Origin of the sequence: Streptomyces endophytica (assembly GCF_026153355.1) — a bacterium.
GTDB classification, from domain to species: Bacteria; Actinomycetota; Actinomycetes; order Streptomycetales; family Streptomycetaceae; genus Streptomyces; species Streptomyces endophytica.
In genome coordinates this window covers 4,136,267-4,156,110 of the sequence record NZ_CP110636.1, presented here as the reverse complement: position 1 = coordinate 4,156,110, position 19,844 = coordinate 4,136,267, and the positions used below count along the sequence as shown (strand labels likewise).

16 protein-coding genes and 2 pseudogenes are annotated in these 19,844 nt (G+C 70.7%); 6 read left to right on the top strand and 12 right to left on the bottom strand.

The features are described from left to right. Positions 1 to 4: 4 nt before the first annotated feature. A complete protein-coding gene (locus OJ254_RS18470; RefSeq protein ID WP_265363209.1) occupies positions 5 to 1,018 on the top strand; it encodes a COX15/CtaA family protein in 1,014 nt (337 codons plus the stop codon). Here OJ254_RS18470 and OJ254_RS18465 read toward each other — a convergent pair. The 3 genes from OJ254_RS18465 to OJ254_RS18455 all read right to left on the bottom strand — a co-directional run bounded on the left by OJ254_RS18465 (position 991) and on the right by OJ254_RS18455 (position 3,535). Beyond that, complete coding sequence (locus tag OJ254_RS18465) at positions 991 to 2,055, bottom strand: amidohydrolase (RefSeq protein WP_265363208.1); 1,065 nt, start codon at positions 2,053 to 2,055, stop codon at positions 991 to 993. The genes OJ254_RS18470 and OJ254_RS18465 overlap by 28 nt on opposite strands. A gap of 130 nt (positions 2,056 to 2,185) precedes the next feature. Beyond that, positions 2,186 to 2,569 carry a hypothetical protein gene (locus tag OJ254_RS18460; RefSeq protein WP_265363207.1) on the bottom strand — a complete coding sequence of 128 codons (384 nt, stop codon included), beginning with the start codon at positions 2,567 to 2,569 and terminating at the stop codon, positions 2,186 to 2,188. Between the two features lie 15 nt (positions 2,570 to 2,584). Then, positions 2,585 to 3,535 (bottom strand): heme o synthase, encoded by a 951-nt coding sequence (locus tag OJ254_RS18455; RefSeq protein ID WP_261952145.1) that lies wholly within the window; start codon positions 3,533 to 3,535, stop codon positions 2,585 to 2,587. A 458-nt stretch (positions 3,536 to 3,993) separates the two neighbouring features. Between OJ254_RS18455 and tkt the strand changes: the two are divergent. The 5 genes and pseudogenes from tkt (at position 3,994) to pgl (ending at position 10,632) form a co-directional block, all read left to right on the top strand. Continuing rightward, positions 3,994 to 6,095, top strand: a pseudogene (tkt, locus tag OJ254_RS18450) (transketolase). 34 nt (positions 6,096 to 6,129) lie between these two features. Continuing rightward, complete coding sequence (gene tal / locus OJ254_RS18445; protein ID WP_265363206.1) at positions 6,130 to 7,248, top strand: transaldolase; 1,119 nt, start codon at positions 6,130 to 6,132, stop codon at positions 7,246 to 7,248. A 5-nt stretch (positions 7,249 to 7,253) separates the two neighbouring features. Beyond that, positions 7,254 to 8,786 (top strand): glucose-6-phosphate dehydrogenase, encoded by a 1,533-nt coding sequence (gene zwf / locus OJ254_RS18440; protein WP_261952142.1) that lies wholly within the window; start codon positions 7,254 to 7,256, stop codon positions 8,784 to 8,786. Further along, the gene (gene opcA, locus OJ254_RS18435; RefSeq protein WP_265363205.1) at positions 8,783 to 9,853 is read left to right on the top strand and encodes a glucose-6-phosphate dehydrogenase assembly protein OpcA; all 1,071 of its coding nucleotides are present in this window, start codon (positions 8,783 to 8,785) and stop codon (positions 9,851 to 9,853) included. Before zwf ends, opcA begins: the two co-directional genes overlap by 4 nt. Further along, positions 9,850 to 10,632, top strand: a complete 783-nt coding sequence (gene pgl, locus OJ254_RS18430; RefSeq protein ID WP_265363204.1) for a 6-phosphogluconolactonase — start codon at positions 9,850 to 9,852, stop codon at positions 10,630 to 10,632. The genes opcA and pgl overlap by 4 nt, the downstream gene beginning before the upstream one ends. 115 nt (positions 10,633 to 10,747) lie before the next feature. Here the strand turns inward: pgl and pgi are convergent, their stop codons facing one another. From pgi to rapZ, 9 genes and pseudogenes are all read right to left on the bottom strand, one after another. Then, positions 10,748 to 12,400, bottom strand: a complete 1,653-nt coding sequence (pgi, locus tag OJ254_RS18425) for a glucose-6-phosphate isomerase (RefSeq protein ID WP_265365216.1) — start codon at positions 12,398 to 12,400, stop codon at positions 10,748 to 10,750. Between the two features lie 285 nt (positions 12,401 to 12,685). Continuing rightward, positions 12,686 to 12,937, bottom strand: a complete 252-nt coding sequence (locus OJ254_RS18420; RefSeq protein WP_265365215.1) for an RNA polymerase-binding protein RbpA — start codon at positions 12,935 to 12,937, stop codon at positions 12,686 to 12,688. A gap of 236 nt (positions 12,938 to 13,173) precedes the next feature. Further along, a complete protein-coding gene (gene secG, locus OJ254_RS18415) occupies positions 13,174 to 13,410 on the bottom strand; it encodes a preprotein translocase subunit SecG (protein WP_030411885.1) in 237 nt (78 codons plus the stop codon). Positions 13,411 to 13,567: 157 nt separating this feature from the next. After that, the gene (gene tpiA, locus OJ254_RS18410; protein WP_265363203.1) at positions 13,568 to 14,344 is read right to left on the bottom strand and encodes a triose-phosphate isomerase; all 777 of its coding nucleotides are present in this window, start codon (positions 14,342 to 14,344) and stop codon (positions 13,568 to 13,570) included. A 6-nt stretch (positions 14,345 to 14,350) separates the two neighbouring features. Next, entirely contained in the window at positions 14,351 to 15,553 is a 1,203-nt protein-coding gene (locus tag OJ254_RS18405) for a phosphoglycerate kinase (protein WP_265363202.1), read from the bottom strand. A gap of 113 nt (positions 15,554 to 15,666) precedes the next feature. Next, on the bottom strand, positions 15,667 to 16,671 hold the full coding sequence (gap, locus tag OJ254_RS18400) for a type I glyceraldehyde-3-phosphate dehydrogenase (protein ID WP_261952137.1): 1,005 nt from the start codon (positions 16,669 to 16,671) through the stop codon (positions 15,667 to 15,669). 222 nt (positions 16,672 to 16,893) lie between these two features. Continuing rightward, entirely contained in the window at positions 16,894 to 17,883 is a 990-nt protein-coding gene (whiA, locus tag OJ254_RS18395) for a DNA-binding protein WhiA (protein ID WP_018091880.1), read from the bottom strand. After that, entirely contained in the window at positions 17,874 to 18,935 is a 1,062-nt protein-coding gene (locus OJ254_RS18390) for a gluconeogenesis factor YvcK family protein (RefSeq protein WP_265363201.1), read from the bottom strand. The genes whiA and OJ254_RS18390 overlap by 10 nt, the downstream gene beginning before the upstream one ends. After that, positions 18,932 to 19,821: pseudogene (gene rapZ, locus OJ254_RS18385) on the bottom strand (RNase adapter RapZ). The gene OJ254_RS18390 and the pseudogene rapZ overlap by 4 nt, the downstream one beginning before the upstream one ends. Between the last annotated feature and the right edge of the window lie 23 nt (positions 19,822 to 19,844).

Here is a 19,844-nt window from a genome sequence, read left to right as displayed (position 1 = left end):
CTCCGTGCCGAACTCGCTGAATCCCCTTGAGCTGATCGCCCGCCGCTGGCAGCCGTCCGCGGCCTTCGTGCGGCGGGCCGCGCTGGCGACCGTCGTGATGGCCGTGATCATCGTCGTGACCGGCGGCGCGGTCCGGCTCACGCAGTCCGGACTGGGCTGCTCGACCTGGCCGAAGTGCACGCCGGAGAGCCTCACGCCGACCCACGCCATGGGCATCAACGGCCTCATCGAGTTCGGCAACCGCATGCTGACGTACGTGCTGTGCGCGTTCGTCGGGCTGTTCATCATCGCCGCCCGCGCCCGGCACCCGCGGCGCCGCTCGCTCACCCGACTCGGCTGGGCGCAGTTCTGGATCGTGATGGGCAACGCGGTCTGGGGCGGCATCGTCGTCCTGACCGGCCTGAACCCGTACCTCGTCGCGGCGCACTTCCTGCTGTCCACGACGCTGCTCACGGTCGCCGTGCTGAGCTGGCAGCGGGCCGGCGAGGGCGACGACGCACCGCGTGACGTGGCCACCCGCCCGGTCGGGCAGCTGGCCTGGCTGCTGGTGGCGGCGACCGGCGCGCTGACCGTCATCGGCACGGTCGTCACCGGCACCGGCCCGCACGCCGGCGACGCCCACAAGGTCCACCGCATCCCGCTGAACTGGCAGGAGATCACCCAGCTCCACGTCGACTTCGTCTACATCGTCGTCGGCCTGACCGTCGCCCTGTGGTTCGCCCTGCGCGCCGTCAAGGCACCGGCCACCGCCCGCCGGAGGGTGCTGGAACTGCTCGCCTGCATCGCGCTGCAGGGCGTCATCGGCTACGTCCAGTACTTCCTGGGCCTGCCCGAGATCGTCATCGGGCTGCACATGCTGGGCTCGACGCTGGTGTGGATCGCCGTGCTGCGGGTGGCGCTCTCCCTGCGCGACCGCGGACCGCTCCCGGAGGACGGGCCCGCGGACGGCGACGCGCCGGCCGCCGCCGCGGACGGCGAGCCCGCGGAGCCTCAGGTGGCGTCCGCGTCGAGCCGGTAGACCCGGCGGGCCGTCCCGGACGCGATCATCTCGGTGATCCGCCGCCCGTCGTCCGGCCCGCACAGCCCCTCGGCGGTCCACTCCCGTACGAGGCGGTCCATGGCGCGCAGGAAGGACCGGGCGCCGGTCACGTAGAGCTCGGGCAGCCCGCGGGCGCCGGAGGAGAACAGCAGCTTGCCGAACGGCGCGTGCGGCAGGGTCTCCTCGGGGCAGGGCCCGGTGTCGGCGTACACATGGGCGTGCGCGGCGGCGAGCTGGGCGGCCCGGCGGTGGTGCGGGGCCGCGGGCAGCAGGACCAGGTCCGCGCCGATCCCGGTGGTGGCCCGCAGGAACCCGGCCAGCGGCCGCGGGTCGGGGCAGTGCAGCTGTACGGGCAGTCCGGTGGCGACCGCGCTCCACAGCAGGTGCCGTACGAGGGCCGGTTCGGCGAGCCGGTCGCCGGGCCGGCGGGCGCGCAGCCAGCGGTCCGCGGCGCGCCGCACCTCGCCGGCCTCGGGGGCGTGTCCGTCGCAGTAGGTGGCGCCGGAGGCGAAGGCGATGGCGTGCTGGGCCGCCGCGTAGAGCGCCTCGGCGGTGTAGCCGATGAAGGATTCGACGCTGCCGGAGGTGTCGGCGACCTGCTCGGCGAGCGGTTCGAGCCGTACGACCTCGTGGGCGCGGGCCTCGGCGGCGGTGGCGATCTCGGCGGCCGAGGTCAGTTCGCTGGGGGTGCCGGCCTCCAGCAGGAAGGTGCCGATGCCGGAGCCGCGGAGCAGCATCCGGCCCGCCGTATAGGCGCCCACCTCGCGTCTGCGGGCCAGATAGCGGGCCGGCGGGCAGTGCGGCTCCAGGCCGAGCAGCGGGGGGCACCAGCGGCGTATCGCGAGGCCGGTGAAGCTGTCGAAGTAGCTCGTGCCGGCGGGGGCCGGGCCGTGCGCGCCGACCGCGGCGGCCAGATGGGTCTCGAACGAGCCGAGGCCGAGTTCGCCGTGCACGGCGCCGTGGCTGTACTGATCGATGAGCGGTGGCTGATCCGTCGGGAAGGGAATGCCGTCCATCCGCTCCTCCTCGCCGAGAGCCCGCCGGGCGTGGCACGAGCGCCGCGCCCGGTGGGCCTAACGGACGAGGGGGTGGTGAGGTAGCGGGCTCCGCTTCCTCTCGCGCGCCCCGGCGCGCCGCCGCACCGCCTCAAGCGTTGGCCGGGCCGCCCAGCTGGATGCCCGCCATGCGGGACCACTCGTAGCGGCCGGTGCGGACCTTGGCGGCGAGGTCGCCGTCGAAGTCGTCATGGAGGGTGAGGCCGGCCCGGGCCGCGGCGTCCTTGGCCTCGTCGTACGTGCCGGCGACGAGGTTGCCCCACTCGCCGTTGGCCCCGACGAGGGCGATCCGGACGCTGCCGCGGGCGATGTGCGCGAGCTGGCCCTCGGCGCTGCCGCCGTGGGAGTCGGCGAAGGCGCGGATCTGCCGGGCGAGCCGCGCGGCGCGCTTGCCGGCCCGCTTCTCGTCCTTGGTGGCGGCCGCCGCGCCGACCGCCGTCTCGTCCGCCTGCTGGGTGTCTGCCATGGACAGCATGCTACCCACGAGTAATCACCGAAGGAAGGGATCCACGGCGACGGCGACGAACAGCAGGGACACATAGGTGATGGACCAGTGGAACAGCCGCATCTCCTTGAGCTTGGGCCCGGTGATGCCGGCCTTGGCGCGGGACTGCAGGGCGTGCGCCTCCTTCAGCCAGAAGGCGCCGCAGGCGACCGCGACCGCGGTGTAGAACCAGCCGGTGTAGCCCAGCGGCTGCAGCAGCAGCGAGACCAGGACCATCACCCAGCTGTAGGCGACGATCTGCCGGGCCACGGCCTTGTTGCCCGCGATCACCGGCAGCATCGGCACGCCGACCCGCTCGTAGTCGTCCTTGGCCTTCATCGACAGCGGCCAGTAGTGCGGCGGCGTCCAGAAGAAGATGACGAGGAAGAGGACCAGCGCGGCCCAGGAGACCGAATTCGTCACCGCGGACCAGCCGATGAAGACCGGCATGCAGCCCGCGATGCCGCCCCAGACGATGTTCTGCGAGGTGCGGCGCTTGAGGATCATCGTGTAGACGACCACGTAGAAAAGCAGCGCCCCGAGCGACAGCATCGCCGACAGCGGGTTGACGAAGACCCAGAACCAGGCGGTGGAACCCACCGCGAGGGCGGTCGCGAAGACCAGGCACTCGCGCGGCGAGACCATGCCGGTGACCAGGGGCCGCTGGGACGTGCGGTCCATCAGGGCGTCGATGTCCCGGTCGATGTACATGTTGTAGGCGGCCGCGCCGCCGGCGGAGAGGTAACCGCCGACGCAGGTCGCGAACACCAGCCACAGGTCGGGGACGCCGCCCGCCGCCAGGAACATCACGGGGATCGTCGTCATCAGCAGGAGCTCGATGACACGCGGCTTGGTCAGCGCCACGAAGGCCTTCACACGGGCCCCGAACGGACGGTGCCCCGGACCCCCCGGGCTCTCGGAGAGCACCCCCGCAGGACGGGATTCGACGGCCGTCACGCACACCCCTGGAAGTAACATCAGCGGCTCCCGCCGCGGATGGAAATAAGGCTCGCAAGCCTTACGACCCCGTGAACCGGGTAAAAGCTTGCGCGTACCACGCCACTTTAGACGTTGGCCATACGGCGATCTTCGCGGGGGTGGGGTCGTGTTGGGGCCCGCGCGGCCCGGTGGCGGTGGCAGCTTTCCCCGGGCGTTCGCCCGTTGTTCAGGAGGCGGGCGGGACCGTCGCCCGGCAGTCTGGTCGTATGGCCGTGGCCGCCGGGCCGGGAATGTCCGATCCGGCGATTCGGTTGCCCGAAGCGACGAACCTCCGCGACGGCCACGCAGCGACTGAGCACCGAAAACGCCGAATGAGCGTCGAAAAGACGCCCGCAGTTGCGGGGGTAGGCTCGACACCGCCTGGCGGACATACCCGTCCGTGGCATTCGACATGTGGAGAGGAGCCCTGACTCAGGGTGAGCACCAAGCCGACCACCACAGAATTCGAGTGGACCGAACAGGACCAGCGGGCGGTGGACACCGTCCGGGTCCTGGCCATGGACTCCGTGCAGAAGGTCGGTAACGGCCATCCGGGTACGGCCATGAGCCTGGCTCCCGCCGCCTATGTTCTGTTCCAGAAGCTCATGCGGCACGACCCCGCGGACGCCGACTGGACCGGCCGTGACCGGTTCGTCCTCTCCGCCGGCCACTCCAGCCTGACGCTCTACATCCAGCTCTTCCTGGCCGGCTACGGCCTGGAGCTGGACGACCTCAAGGCCTTCCGCACCTGGGGTTCCAAGACCCCCGGCCACCCGGAGTACGGCCACACCACCGGCGTGGAGACCACCACCGGCCCGCTGGGCCAGGGCGTCGCCAACGCGGTCGGCATGGCCATGGCGGCCCGCTACGAGCGCGGCCTGTTCGACCCGGACGCACCCCAGGGCTCCTCGCCGTTCGACCACTTCATCTACGCGATCGCCGGCGACGGCTGCCTCCAGGAAGGCATCTCCGCCGAGGCGTCCTCGATGGCCGGCCACCAGAAGCTCGGCAACCTCATCATGCTGTGGGACGACAACCACATCTCGATCGAGGGCGACACCGAGACCGCCATCTCCGAAGACACCGTGAAGCGGTACGAGGCCTACGGCTGGCACGTGCAGCGCGTGGAGCCCAAGGAGAACGGCGACCTCGACCCCGAGGGGCTGTTCCGCGCCATCGAGGCCGCGAAGGCGGTGACCGACAAGCCGTCGTTCATCGCGATGCGCTCGATCATCGCCTGGCCGGCCCCCACGCCCAGAACACCGAGGCCGCGCACGGCTCGGCGCTGGGCGAGGAGGAGGTCGCGGCCACCAAGCGCGTGCTGGGCTTCGACCCGGAGAAGCACTTCGAGGTCACCGACGAGGTGCTCGCGCACACCCGCGGCGCCCTCGACCGCGGCCGGGACGCCAAGAAGGAGTGGGAGAAGTCCTTCGCCGCCTGGCGCACCGCCAGCCCGGAGCGCGCCGCGGAGTTCGACCGGATCGCCGCCACGGAGCTGCCCGCGGGCTGGGAGGACCACCTCCCCGTCTTCGAGACCGGCAAGCCCGTCGCCACCCGCGCCGCGTCCGGCAAGGTGCTGCACGCGCTCGGCCCGGTCATCCCCGAGCTGTGGGGCGGCTCCGCGGACCTCGCGGGCTCCAACAACACCACGATCGACAAGACGTCGTCGTTCCTGCCCAAGGGCAACCCGCTGCCGGAGGCCGACCCCTACGGCCGCACGATCCACTTCGGCATCCGCGAGCACTCCATGGCCGCGGAGATGAACGGCATCGCCCTGCACGGCAACACCCGCATCTACGGCGGCACCTTCCTGGTGTTCTCCGACTACATGCGCAACGCCGTCCGGCTGTCGGCCCTGATGCACCTGCCGGTGACGTACGTGTGGACGCACGACTCCATCGGCCTGGGCGAGGACGGCCCGACCCACCAGCCGGTCGAGCACCTGGCCTCGCTGCGCGCCATCCCGGGCCTGAACGTCGTGCGCCCGGCCGACGCCAACGAGACCGCCCTCGCCTGGCGCGAGATCCTCAAGCGCTACACCAAGAAGTTCGGCGTGGGCGCCCCGCACGGCCTCGCGCTGACCCGCCAGGGCGTCCCGACGTACCCGTCCAACGAGGACACCGCCAAGGGCGGTTACGTGCTCTTCGAGGCAGCGGGCCCGCAGGGAGAGGCCGCCGAACCGCAGGTCGTGCTGATCGGCACGGGCTCCGAGGTGCAGCTCGCCGTCGAGGCGCGCGAGCAGCTGCAGGCCGCGGGCGTCCCGACCCGCGTGGTCTCGATGCCGTGCGTCGAGTGGTTCGAGGAGCAGGACCAGCAGTACCGCGACAGCGTGCTGCCGCCGTCGGTCAAGGCGCGGGTCGCCGTCGAGGCGGGCATCGGCCTGACCTGGCACCGCTTCGTGGGCGACGCCGGACGCATCGTGTCGCTGGAGCACTTCGGCGCCTCGGCCGACGGCAAGGTCCTCTTCCGCGAGTTCGGCTTCACCGCCGACGCGGTCGCCGCCGCCGCCCGGGAATCGCTCGAAGCCGCCGCGCGCTGACGCACGTATACGACGAGTAGGAGATGCAGAACCCATGACAGACGCACTCAAGCGCCTCTCCGATGAAGGCGTCGCGATCTGGCTGGACGACCTGTCGCGCAAGCGCATCACGTCCGGCAACCTCGCCGAGCTGATCGACCAGCAGCACGTCGTCGGCGTCACGACCAACCCGTCGATCTTCCAGAAGGCGATCTCCTCGGGCGACGGCTACCAGCAGCAGGTCGCCGACCTCGCCGCCCGTAAGGTCACCGTCGAGGAAGCCATCCGCATGATCACGACGGCGGACGTCCGGGACGCCGCCGACGTCCTGCGGCCGGTCTTCGACGCCACCGGCGGGCAGGACGGCCGGGTCTCCATCGAGGTCGACCCGCGCCTGGCCCACCACACCGCGGCGACCATCGCCGAGGCCAAGCAGCTGGCGTGGCTGGTGGACCGCCCGAACACCCTGATCAAGATCCCCGCCACCAAGGCGGGCCTGCCGGCGATCACCGAGGTCATCGGCCTGGGCATCAGCGTCAACGTCACGCTGATCTTCTCGCTGGAGCGCTACCGCGAGGTCATGGACGCCTACCTCGCGGGCCTGGAGAAGGCCAAGGCCGCGGGCCTGGACCTGTCCCTGATCCGTTCGGTCGCCTCGTTCTTCGTGTCCCGCGTGGACACCGAGATCGACAAGCGCCTGGACAAGAACGGCACCGACGAGGCCAAGGCCCTCAAGGGCAAGGCCGCGCTGGCCAACGCCCGGCTGGCCTACCAGGCGTACGAGGAGGTCTTCTCCTCCGACCGCTGGGCCGCCCTGGACAAGGCCGGCGCCAACAAGCAGCGTCCGCTGTGGGCCTCGACCGGCGTGAAGGACCCGGCCTACAAGGACACGCTGTACGTGGACGAGCTGGTCGCCCCGGGCACGGTCAACACCATGCCGGAGGCCACCCTGGAGGCCACCGCGGCGCGCGGCGAGATCACCGGCGACACCATCTCCGGCACCTACGCGGCGGCCCAGGCCGACCTCGACGCGATCGGCGCGCTCGGCATCTCGTACGACGATGTCGTGCAGCTCCTGGAGGACGAGGGCGTGGAGAAGTTCGAGGCCTCCTGGAACGACCTGCTCAAGTCGACCGAGGCGGAGCTCAAGCGCCTCGCTCCTTCGGAGGGCTGATCCCCTTGACCGCTGTTCATGGAGCGAACCCGCTTCGTGACGCCGCGGACCGACGGCTCCCGCGCATCGCGGGGCCGTCGGGCCTGGTCATTTTCGGCGTCACGGGCGATTTGTCCCGTAAAAAGCTGATGCCCGCCGTCTACGACCTGGCGAACCGCGGCCTGCTTCCGCCCGGTTTCTCCCTCGTCGGGTTCGCCCGCAGGGAGTGGGAGAACGAGGACTTCGCGCAGGAGGTGTACCAGGCGGTCAAGGAGCACGCCCGTACGCCGTTCCGCGAGGAGGTCTGGCAGCAGCTGGTCCAGGGCTGCCGCTTCGTCCAGGGCAACTTCGACGACGACGAGGCGTTCGAGACCCTCAAGGACACCATCAACGAGCTCGACAAGGCCCAGGGCACCGGCGGCAACTTCGCCTTCTACCTGTCCGTGCCGCCGAAGTTCTTCCCCAAGGTCGTCCAGCAGCTCAAGAAGCACGGACTGGCCGACCAGAAGGAGGACTCCTGGCGCCGCGCGGTCATCGAGAAGCCGTTCGGGCACAACCTCGAAAGCGCCCAGGAGCTCAACCGGATCGTCCACGAGGTCTTCCCGCCCAACGAGGTCTTCCGGATCGACCACTACCTGGGCAAGGAGACCGTCCAGAACATCCTGGCGCTGCGCTTCGCCAACACGATGTTCGAGCCGCTGTGGAACCGCAGCTACGTCGACCATGTCCAGATCACGATGGCCGAGGACATCGGCATCGGCGGCCGGGCCGGCTACTACGACGGCATCGGCGCGGCCCGTGACGTCATCCAGAACCACCTCCTCCAACTGCTCGCGCTGACCGCCATGGAGGAGCCCGCCTCCTTCGAGGCCGACGCCCTGGTCGCGGAGAAGACCAAGGTGCTCGGCGCGGTCCGGCTGCCCAAGGACCTGGGCAAGGAGACCGTGCGCGCGCAGTACGCGGCCGGCTGGCAGGGCGGCGAGAAGGCCGTCGGCTACCTCCAGGAAGACGGCATCGACCCCAAGTCGAAGACCGACACCTACGCCGCGATAAAGCTGTCGATCGACAACCGCCGCTGGGCGGGCGTCCCCTTCTACCTGCGCACCGGCAAGCGGCTGGGCCGCCGGGTCACCGAGATCGCGGTCGTCTTCCAGCGCGCCCCGCACTCCCCCTTCGACCACACCGCCACCGAGGAACTCGGCCAGAACGCCCTGGTCATCCGCGTCCAGCCGGACGAGGGCGTGACCGTGCGGTTCGGCTCCAAGGTGCCCGGCACGTCGATGGAGGTCCGGGACGTCTCGATGGACTTCGCCTACGGCGAGTCCTTCACCGAGTCCAGCCCCGAGGCGTACGAGCGCCTGATCCTCGACGTCCTCCTGGGCGACGCCAACCTCTTCCCGCGACTGGAGGAGGTCGAGCAGTCCTGGCGCATCCTCGACCCGATCGAGGAGTACTGGGACAAGCACGGCAAGCCCGCGCAGTACCCGGCGGGCACCTGGGGCCCGGCCGAGGCGGACGAAATGCTCGCACGAGACGGACGGAGCTGGCGTCGGCCATGAAGATCGACCTGACGGAAACCACGGCCAGCAAGATCAACAAGGCGCTGGTGGAGGGCCGTCGCGCCGTCGGCACCCCCGCCATCGGCATGGTGCTCACGCTCGTCATCGTCACCGACGAGGAGAACGCCTACGACGCCCTCAAGGCCGCCAACGAGGCGTCCCGCGAGCACCCGTCGCGCACCCTCGTCGTCATCAAGCGGGTCAGCCGGTCGCCGCGCGACCGCGCCAAGGCCCGCCTGGACGCCGAGGTGCGGGTCGGCACCGAGGCCGGCACCGGCGAGACGGTCGTGCTGCGGCTCTACGGCGAGGCGATCGACCACGCCCAGTCCGTGGTGCTCCCGCTGCTGCTGCCGGACGCCCCAGTGGTCGTCTGGTGGGCGGTCAACGCCCCGCTGGACCCGGCCAAGGACCCGCTGGGCGCGCTCGCCCAGCGCCGGGTGACCGACGCCTACGCCTGCGAGCGCCCGGTGCAGGAGCTCTCCGCGCGCGCGGAAACGTACACCCCGGGCGACACCGACCTGGCCTGGACCCGGATCACGCCCTGGCGCTCCATGCTGGCGGCGGCGCTCGACCAGGGCCCGTGCACGGTCACCTCGGCCGAGGTCGAGGGCGAGGAGTTCAACCCCAGCTGCGAGCTGCTCGCCATGTGGCTCGCCGACCGGCTGAACGTCCCGGTCTCCCGCAAGGTCTCGGGCGGCCCCGGCCTCACGGCCGTCCGCCTGCAGTCCAGCGGCGGCCCTATCGTGCTCGACCGCCCCGAAGCCTCGCTGGCCACGCTCTCCATGCCCGGCCAGCCGGACCGCTCGGTGGCGCTCAAGCGCCGGGAGACCGCGGAACTCCTCGCCGAGGAGCTCCGCCGGCTCGACCCGGACGACATCTACGCCGCCGCCCTGAAGTTCGGCGTGGACCGCCTCAGCGACGGTGACGGGGACGGTCCGGCCGGCGGCGGAAGCGGCGACCCGGCGGGCACGGCCAAGGGCGAACCGGCGGCGTCCGCCGACGGCACCCCGGCCAAGTCCGCGTCCTCGGGCAAGAAGGCACCCGCCAAGAAGGCGGCCGGCAAGTGAGTGCTCCCGAAGTCGTCGTCCACCGCGACAAGGAGCTGATGGCGAAGGCCGCGGCGGCCCGGCTGATCACGAAGATCGTGGACGCCCAGGCCGCCCGCGGCTCCGCCGCCATCGTGCTGACCGGCGGGCGCAACGGCAACGGGCTGCTCGCGGCCCTCGCCGAGGCGCCCGCCCGGGACGCCGTGGACTGGTCCCGGCTCGACCTGTGGTGGGGCGACGAGCGCTTCCTGCCCGAGGGCGACCCGGAGCGCAACGACACCCAGGCCCGCGCGGCGCTGCTCGACAGCGTTCCGCTCGACCCGGCCCGGGTGCACCCGATGCCCGCCGCGGACGGCCCGTACGGCAACGACCCGGACGCCGCCGCCGAGGCGTACGCCGCCGAACTCGCCGCCGCAGCAGGCCCGGAGGACCACGGCCCGGTCCCGTCCTTCGACGTCCTGCTGCTCGGCGTCGGCCCGGACACCCACGTCGCGTCGCTCTTCCCCGAGCTCCCCGCCGTACGGGAGACCGAGCGCACGGTGGTCGGGGTGCACGGCGCCCCCAAGCCGCCGCCCACCCGGATCTCCCTGACCCTGCCCGCGATCCGCGCGGCGCGGCAGGTCTGGCTGCTGGCGGCAGGCGAGGACAAGGCCAACGCGGCCGCCATCGCGCTCTCCGGCGCGGGCGAGGTCCAGGCCCCGGCGGCCGGCGCCCGCGGCCGCAGCCGCACGCTGTGGCTCCTCGACGAGCCGGCCGCGGCCCAACTGCCGCGCAGCCTCTACCCACCGGCGTCGGCCTGAGCCGACGGCCTTCGCGGCCGCGCTTGCCTTGCTTGCACCTTGCGGGCCCCGTCCTCTTCGAGGACGGGGCCCGTGGCTTGGGTGCGGCTTGGGTGCGGCTTGGTTGCGGGTGGGGTCAGCGGGCGCGGAGGGCGCGGTACTTGGCGACCAGGGCCGTGGTGGAGGGGTCGAGACCCGGTACGTCGGCGCCTTCGGTGAGGGCCGGTTCGACGCGCTTGGCGAGGACCTTGCCGAGTTCGACGCCCCACTGGTCGAAGGAGTCGATGTTCCAGATCGCGCCCTGGACGAAGACCTTGTGCTCGTACAGGGCGATCAACTGGCCGAGTACGGACGGGCTGAGTTCCTTGGCGAGGATCGTGGTGGTGGGGCGGTTGCCCTGGAAGGTCTTGTGCGGGACGAGTTCCTCGGCCACGCCCTCGGCGCGCACCTCGTCGGGCGTCTTGCCGAAGGCCAGTGCCTGGCCCTGGGCGAAGAGATTGGCCATCAGCAGGTCGTGCTGGGCGACCAGTCCGGGCTGCAGGTCGGCGACCGGTTCGGCGAAGCCGATGAGGTCGGCCGGGATCATCTTCGTGCCCTGGTGGAGCAGCTGGTAGTAGGCGTGCTGGCCGTTGGTGCCGGGCGTGCCCCAGACGACCGGGCCGGTCTGCCAGTTGACCCGGTGGCCCTCGCGGTCCACGGACTTGCCGTTGGACTCCATGTCCAGCTGCTGGAGGTAGGCGGTGAACTTGGAGAGGTAGTGGCTGTAGGGCAGTACGGCGTGCGACTGGGCGTCCCAGAAGTTGCCGTACCAGACGCCGAGGAGGCCCAGCAGGAACGCGGCGTTCTCCTGCGGCGGGGTGCAGTGGAAGTGCTCGTCGACGAGGTGGAAGCCGGCGAGCATCTCGCGGAAGTGTTCCTTGCCGATGGCGATCATCAGCGAGAGACCGATCGCGGAGTCGAAGGAGTAGCGGCCGCCGACCCAGTCCCAGAACTCGAACATGTTGTCCGGGTTGATGCCGAACTCGGTCACCTTCTCGGTGTTCGTGGAGAGGGCGACGAAGTGCTTGGCGACGGCTTCCTCGCCGGCCTGGAGGCCGGTCAGCAGCCAGTTGCGGGCCGAGGTGGCGTTGGTGATCGTCTCGATGGTGGTGAAGGTCTTCGAGGCGATGATGAAGAGCGTCTCGGCCGGGTCGAGATCGCGGACGGCTTCGTGCAGGTCCGCGCCGTCCACGTTGGAGACGAAGCGGAACTGCATGTCCCGGTGGGTGTAGGCGCGCAGCGCCTCGTACGCCATGGCGGGGCCGAGGTCCGAGCCGCCGATGCCGATGTTGACGACGGTCTTGATGCGCTTGCCGGTGTGGCCCTTCCAGTCGCCGGAGCGGACCCGGTCGGAGAAGGTGCCCATCTTCGTCAGGACGTGCTGGACGCCGGGGACGACGTCGGTGCCGTCGGTCTTGATGACCGCGGAGCCGGGCGCGCGCAGCGCGGTGTGGAGCACGGACCGCTGCTCGGTGACGTTGATCTTGTCGCCGCGGAACATCGCGTCGCGCAGCTCGGCCACGCCGGTCGCCGCGGCCAGGTCGCCGAGCAGCCGCAGGGTTTCGTCGGTGACCAGGTGCTTGGAGTAGTCCAGGTACAGGTCGCCGACCTGGAGGGTGTAGCGCTCGGCGCGCGCGGGATCGCGCTCGAACAGTTCGCGGAGGTGCACCTCCCCCAGCTGTTCGCGGTGCTTGCTCAGCGCGGTCCACTCAGGCATCTGGTCGAGCCTGCTGCGGCCTTGTGGGTTCATCTCGGACATCAGCCTTCTTCATCTCGTACCGGCCCCGCCATCTCCCAACCTAATTGATCAGGGCGCGGTATGAGGTATCTGTCCGCTGCCGGTCGGTGCGCTGTCGGGCTTCTGACGAACCGGTGGACGGGCGGGGAGCAGCGCCGGGGTCGCGAGGTGTTCGGGTAGCTGCCCATCCGCTGTTTCAGGTGCGGGGAAGGCCGAGGGTGCGGCGGTGCGCGCGAACGCGGCCGGCCCGGCCGGAAGGGGGTTCCCTCCGGCCGGGCCGGCCGTGTGTCGGTTCCGTCAGATCTCGCCGCGGAGCTTGGCGAGCGCCTCCGCGAGGATGGCCTCACCGTCGGCGTCGCTGCGGCGCTCGCGGACGTAGGCGAGGTGGGTCTTGTAGGGCTCGGTGCGCGGCGGGTCCGGCGGGCTGTCCCGGTCCTTGCCGGCCGGGAAACCACAGCGCGGGCAGTCCCAGGTGTCCGGAACCTGCGCATCGCCGGCGAAGCTGGGCTGCGTCTCGTGCCCGTTGGAGCACCAGAAGGAGATGCGGATGCGCGGCGCGGACTCGCCGCGCTCGGCCTCCCCATCGGCCCCGCCCCGACCCGACTTCCTCGGATCGCGTTGCCACTTGCCACGGTCGTTACTCCCTGCGTAATGGTGCTGCAAAGCCTTCACATCAGCTGCGCTGCGGAACGCCACAGTCTACGTAAGGCCCAACGCGCGTCCAGTGACCGGAGTTACCGTCCCGGGACGCCGCCCTCATGATAGGCCGCGCCCCCGACGGTATGTCAGCTGCCGAGCTTCATCAGGACGCCGAGGACGACAATGCAGGCGAACCAGAGCAGACCGATCACGATGGTGATGCGGTCCAGGTTGCGCTCGGCGACCGAGGAGCCACCGACCGAGGACTGCATGCCGCCGCCGAACATGTCGGACAGACCGCCGCCCTTCCCCTTGTGCATGAGCACCAGCATCATCAGCAGCAGGCTGAAGACGATGAGGGCGATCGAGAATCCGATGACCACGGCTGGACCAACTCTCTAGGACTGACGGACGGACGTATGGATCACGATACGTGGAACATATGGTGCGGGGCCGGGCCGGCGCTGCTGCACCGGTCCCGGCCCCGACAGGGTACGACGAGGGCTCGTCCTCGTCATAGCTGCTGGTGTTGCGCGGCTGCTACTGGTCGCGGAAGCGGACGATCTTGACGAATTCGTCGGCGTCCAGCGCCGCGCCGCCGACGAGGGCGCCGTCGACGTCCGGCTGGGCCATGATCGCCGCGACGTTGCCGGACTTGACCGAGCCGCCGTACTGGATGCGGACCTTGTCGGCCAGCTCCTGGCTGTAGAGCTCGGCCAGGCGGCCGCGGATGGCCGCGCAGACCTCCTGGGCGTCCTCGGGGGTGGCGACCTCGCCGGTGCCGATGGCCCACACCGGTTCGTAGGCGATCACGATGGTCTCGGCCTGTTCGGCCGGGATGTCCGCGAGGCCGCCGTCGACCTGGGCGAGGGTGTGCGCGACCTGGTTGCCGGCCTTGCGGACGTCCAGGCCCTCGCCGACGCAGAGGATCGGGGTCAGGCCGTGCCGGAAGGCGGCCTTGACCTTGGCGTTGCAGATCTCTTCGTTCTCGCCGTGGTACTGGCGGCGCTCGCTGTGGCCGACGGCGACGTAGGCGCACTTGAGCTTGGCGAGCATCGCGCCGGAGATCTCACCGGTGTACGCGCCGGAGTCGTGCGCGGAGAGGTCCTGCGCGCCGTACTTGATCTTGAGCTTGTCGCCGTCGACCAGGGTCTGCACCGAGCGGAGGTCGGTGAAGGGCGGCAGGACGGCGACCTCTACGGCGTCGAAGTCCTTGTCGGCGAGGGCGAAGGCGAGCTTCTGGACGTGGGCGATGGCCTCGAGGTGGTTGAGGTTCATCTTCCAGTTGCCCGCCATCAGCGGGGTGCGGTCACTCACGGTTGTTCAGTCCTCCAGAGCGGCGAGGCCGGGGAGCGTCTTGCCTTCGAGGTATTCGAGGCTGGCGCCGCCACCGGTCGAGATGTGGCCGAATGCGTTCTCGTCGAAGCCCAGCAGGCGGACCGCGGCGGCGCTGTCGCCACCGCCGACCACGGTGAAGGCATCGCTGTCGACGAGCGCCTGGGCGATGGCACGGGTGCCACCGGCGTAGTCCGGGTGCTCGAAGACACCGAGCGGACCGTTCCAGAAGACGGTCGCGGCGTCGGCCAGCTTGGAAGCGTACAGCTCGCGGGTCTTCGGGCCGATGTCCAGGCCCTCCTTGTCGGAGGGGATCTTGTCGGCGTCGAGGGTGTCGAAGTCCGCGGGGGCCTTGGTCTTCAGGTCCGGGAAGTCGGTGGAGGCGAGGACGTCGACCGGCAGGACCAGCTCGACGCCGTTCTTCTCGGCGCGCTCCATGTATTCCGTGACGGCCGGGATCTGGTCCTCCTGGAGGAGGGAGATGCCGACCTCGTAGCCCTTGGCCTTGAGGAAGGTGTAGGCCATGCCGCCGCCGATCAGGAGGCGGTCGGCCTTGCCGAGGAGTTCGTCGATGACGGCGAGCTTGTCGGAGACCTTGGCGCCGCCGAGCACGACGACGTAGGGGCGCTTGACGTCCTCGGTGAGCTTCTTCAGGACGCCGACCTCGGTGGCGATGAGGTCGCCGGCGGCGTGCGGCAGGCGCTTGGGGAGGTCGTAGACGGAGGCGTGCTTGCGGTGCACGGCACCGAAGCCGTCGCCGACGTAGAGGTCGGCGAGGGCGGCGAGCTGGTCGGCGAAGGCGCCGCGCTCGGCGTCGTCCTTGCTGGTCTCGCCGGGGTTGAAGCGGAGGTTCTCCAGCACGGCCACCTGGCCGTCGGCGAGGCCCGCGGTGACGGCGGCGGCGGATGCGCCGACGGTGTCGGTCGCGAACGCCACGTCCTGGCCGAGGATTTCACCGAGCCGCTGAGCGGCGGGGGCCAGGGAGAAGGCCGGGTCCGGGGCGCCCTTGGGACGGCCCAGGTGGGAGGCGACGATCACCTTGGCGCCGCGCTCGGCGAGCTTGGCGATCGTCGGGGCGACGGCGCGGATCCGGCCGTCGTCGGTGATGGTGGTGCCGTCCAGCGGTACGTTCAGGTCGGCGCGGACAAAGACCCGCTGTCCTGCTACCTGAAGGTCGTCGATCGTCTTCATGGGAAGTGCTCCGTCGCTTGATTCGGTCGCAGGACGGGGCTCGTACGACGCTTCGTCGCGCCGTACGAGCCCCGTCCTTCACACCTCGGTGCCTGGGGTATCAGGCAGAGATATCAGAGCTGGCCGCCGACGAAGGTGGTCAGGTCCACCAGGCGGTTGGAGTAGCCCCACTCGTTGTCGTACCAGCCGACGACCTTGACCTGCTTGCCCTGCGCCATCGTGAGGGAGGAGTCGAAGGTGCAGGAGGCCGGGAAGTTGACGATGTCCGAGGAGACGATCGGGTCCTCGGTGTACTCCAGGATGCCCTTGAGCTGGCCCTCGGCGGCCTTCTGGAACGCGGAGTTGATCTCGTCCTTGCTGACCTCGCGGTCGAGCTCCAGGACGAGGTCGGTGACCGAGCCGGTGGGGACCGGGACGCGCATGGCGATGCCGTCCAGCTTGCCCTTGAGCTGCGGGAGGACCAGCGCGGTGGCCTTGGCGGCACCCGTGGAGGTCGGGATGATGTTCTCCGCGGCGGCACGGGCGCGGCGCAGGTCCTTGTGCGGGAAGTCCAGGATGCGCTGGTCGTTGGTGTACGCGTGGACCGTGGTCATCAGGCCCTTGACGATGCCGAAGTTCTCGTCGAGGACCTTCGCCATCGGCGCCACACAGTTGGTGGTGCAGGAGGCGTTGGAGATGACGTGGTGCTTGGCGGCGTCGTACTTGTCGTTGTTGACGCCCATCACGATCGTGATGTCCTCGTCCTTGGCGGGCGCGGAGATCAGGACCTTCTTGGCACCGGCGGCGAGGTGCTTCGCGGCGTCCTCGCGCTTGGTGAAGATGCCGGTCGACTCGACGACGATGTCGGCGCCGAGCTCGCCCCAGGGGAGGTTCGCCGGGTCGCGCTCCGCCATCGTCTTGAAGGTCTGGTTGCCGACCGTGATGGTGTCGTCGGTGTGGCTGACGTCCTGCTTGAGGCGACCCAGGATGGTGTCGTACTTGAGCAGGTGGACCAGGGTGGCGTTGTCGGTCAGGTCGTTGACACCGACGATCTCGATGTCCGCGCCCTGCTCCAGGAGCGCGCGGAAGTAGTTGCGACCAATGCGGCCGAATCCGTTGATGCCTACGCGGATCGTCACGAACCGATCTCCTCGTTGGTACGCCGGTAAGACACCGGCGAGCTGTATGGGCTGTCCCCGACCGCCTCCGACCCTACCCCCTATACGAGACGTACGTGACATTGACAAAACGCGCTCGATGCTTCTCAGATGAGCACTTTCGGCCGGATCCGCGGGCACACGAGGACGCCCCCGGTGCGGTTTGTGGCACCGGGGGCGGAATGGGCGGATGAGGAGGTCGGGTCAGCCGACCATGCCCTCGGCGAGTTCCTCGGTGAGGTTGGATTCGGTGCCGGGGATGCCGAGGTCCTGGGCGCGCTTGTCGGCCATCGCCAGGAGGCGGCGGATCCGGCCGGCGACCGCGTCCTTGGTGAGCGGCGGGTCGGCGAGGGCGCCGAGCTCCTCCAGGGAGGCCTGCTTGTGTTCCATGCGCAGCCGGCCGGCCGCGGCGAGGTGCTCGGGAACCTCCTCGCCGAGGATCTCCAGTGCGCGCTGTACGCGGGCGCCCGCGGCGACCGCGGCGCGCGCCGAGCGGCGGAGGTTGGCGTCGTCGAAGTTGGCGAGGCGGTTGGCGGTGGCGCGGACCTCGCGGCGCATCCGCCGCTCCTCCCAGGCGAGCACCGACTCGTGGGCGCCGAGCCGGGTCAGCAGGGCGCCGATCGCGTCACCGTCACGGACGACGACGCGGTCCACGCCGCGGACCTCGCGGGCCTTGGCGCCGATGCCGAGGCGGCGGGCCGCGCCGACCAGGGCGAGGGCCGCCTCGGGGCCGGGGCAGGTGACCTCCAGGGAGGAGGAGCGGCCCGGTTCGGTGAGCGAGCCGTGGGCGAGGAAGGCGCCGCGCCAGGCGGCCTCGGCGTCGCAGGTGGCGCCGGAGACGACCTGTGGGGGCAGTCCGCGGATGGGGCGGCCGCGGCCGTCGACCAGGCCGGTCTGGCGGGCCAGCTGGTCGCCGCCGGCGACCACCCGTACGACGTAGCGGCTGCCGCGCCGCAGTCCGCCGGGGGCCATCACCACCAGGTCGGAGCTGTGCCCGAAGATCTCCAGGATGTCCTTGCGGAGCCGGCGGGCAGCGATGCCCGTGTCCAGCTCGGCCTCGATCACAATGCGTCCGCTGACCAGGTGCAGACCTCCCGCGAACCGCAGGATCGACGAGACCTCCGACTTCCGGCAGCAGGTCCGGGTGACGGGGAGCCGGGAGATCTCATCCTTCACCGCAGCCGTCATCGCCATGGGCCGATCCTTCCATGCATCCGAAAAATACGGTCGTACGCGGCGGCCAGCAGCTCCGGGTCGTGCCGGTCGGGGGCTCCCCCGGCGGTCGACCGGGCGTCGTCTCCTTGCGCCGCGACCGCCGCCAGCTCGACCTCGCTGCCGACGAGCTGCTTGGCGGCAACCGTCAGGCCATCGATGTCGGGCACGGCGGCCTTGTCGGCCAGCACCACGTCGAAGGCGAGTTTAGGGGCGTGTCGGGCCAAAACCTCCAAATGACGCTGCGGGGAGAAGCCTTCGGTTTCGCCCGGCTGCGGTGCGAGGTTGAGGGAGAGGACCTTGCGGGCCTTGGTCTCCTCCAGGGCCTCGCGCAGCTGTGGCACCAGCAGATGGGGGATCACGGAGGAGAACCAGGATCCGGGGCCGAGAACCACCCAGTCGGCGTCACGGACCGCGGCGACCGCCTCGGGGACGGCCGGCGGGTCCTCGGGGACGACGTGGACGGACTGCACCTCGCCGCGGGTCAGGGCGACGGTGGCCTGGCCGCGGACCGTGGAGACGTCGTCGGGGTGGTCCGGGTCGTGGCCCCTGACCTGCGCCTGGAGCTCCAGGGGGACGGCCGACATGGGCAGTACCCGGCCCTGTGCGCCGAGCAGCTTGCCGACCAGGTCGAGCGCCTGGACGTGGTCGCCGAGCTGCTCCCACAGGGCGACGATGAGCAGGTTGCCGACGGCGTGGTCGTGCAGGTCGCCCTCGCTCTGGAAGCGGTGCTGGATGACCCGGGCCCAGGTCTGGCCCCAGTCGTCGTCGCCGCACAGGGCGGCCAGTGCCTTGCGCAGGTCGCCGGGCGGCAGCACGCCGAGCTCATCGCGGAGCCGGCCGCTGGAGCCGCCGTCGTCGGCGACCGTGACGACGGCCGTGAGGTCGCCGGTGATGCGGCGGAGCGCGGCGAGGGAGGCGGACAGGCCCATGCCTCCGCCGAGCGCCACCACCTTGGGGGTGGCGCCCTTCGTCGTACGGCCGCTGGGGACGAATCGGCGGACCCGGCGCAGCCGTGGTGTGCGGCCGCTCACTCGCGCCCCATGTCACGGTGGACGACGACGGTTTCCACCCCTTCGGAAACCAGCCGGTGGGCGAGCTTCTCGGACATCGCGACGCTGCGGTGCTTGCCGCCGGTGCAGCCCACGGCGATGGTGACGTAACGCTTGCCCTCGCGGCGGTAGCCCTCGGCGACGATCCGCAGCAGCTCGGCGTAGCCGTCGAGGAACTCCTTGGAGCCGGGCTGGCTGAAGACGTAGTGGGAGACCTCGTCGTTGAGGCCGGTGAAGGGGCGGAGCTCGGGGACCCAGTGCGGGTTGGGGATGAAGCGGCAGTCGATGACCATGTCGGCGTCGACGGGCAGGCCGTACTTGAAGCCGAAGGACATGACGGTGGCGCGGAGCTCGGGGACCTCTTCGCCGGCGAACTGGGCGTCCATCTTGGCGCGGAGTTCGTGGACGTTGAGGCTGGAGGTGTCGATGACCAGGTCGGCGTCGCCGCGCAGCTCGCGCAGCAGGTCGCGTTCGGCGGCGATGCCGTCGACGATGCGGCCGTCGCCCTGGAGGGGGTGCGGGCGGCGGACGGACTCGAAGCGGCGCACCAGGGCCTCGTCGGAGGATTCCAGGAAGACGATGCGGCGCTTGACGTTCTGCGCGTCGAGGGTGGCCAGGGACTCCTTGAGGTTGGCGAAGAAGCGGCGGCCGCGGACGTCGACGACCACGGCGATCCGGGCGACGTTGCCCTGGGAACGGGCGCCGAGCTCGACCATCGGGGGATCAGCTCGGGCGGGATGTTGTCGACGACGAACCAGCCGAGGTCCTCCAGGCACTTGGCGGCCGTGCTGCGGCCGGCGCCGGACATCCCGGAGATGATCACCAGCTCGGGGATCGCGGCGCTCTCGCCCTGGTCGGACTCGCGCATCGTGCCCGTACTCACCTCTGCAC

Excerpts from the sequence above, each read along its gene's own strand:
- OJ254_RS18465 (WP_265363208.1), bottom strand. The coding sequence starts at position 2,055 with ATGGACGGCATTCCCTTCCCGACGGATCAGCCACCGCTCATCGATCAG.
- OJ254_RS18460 (WP_265363207.1), bottom strand. The coding sequence starts at position 2,569 with ATGCTGTCCATGGCAGACACCCAGCAGGCGGACGAGACGGCGGTCGGC.
- tal (WP_265363206.1), top strand. The coding sequence starts at position 6,130 with ATGACAGACGCACTCAAGCGCCTCTCCGATGAAGGCGTCGCGATCTGG.
- opcA (WP_265363205.1), top strand. The coding sequence starts at position 8,783 with ATGAAGATCGACCTGACGGAAACCACGGCCAGCAAGATCAACAAGGCG.
- pgi (WP_265365216.1), bottom strand. The coding sequence starts at position 12,400 with ATGAACCCACAAGGCCGCAGCAGGCTCGACCAGATGCCTGAGTGGACC.
- OJ254_RS18405 (WP_265363202.1), bottom strand. The coding sequence starts at position 15,553 with ATGAAGACGATCGACGACCTTCAGGTAGCAGGACAGCGGGTCTTTGTC.
- whiA (WP_018091880.1), bottom strand. The coding sequence starts at position 17,883 with ATGGCGATGACGGCTGCGGTGAAGGATGAGATCTCCCGGCTCCCCGTC.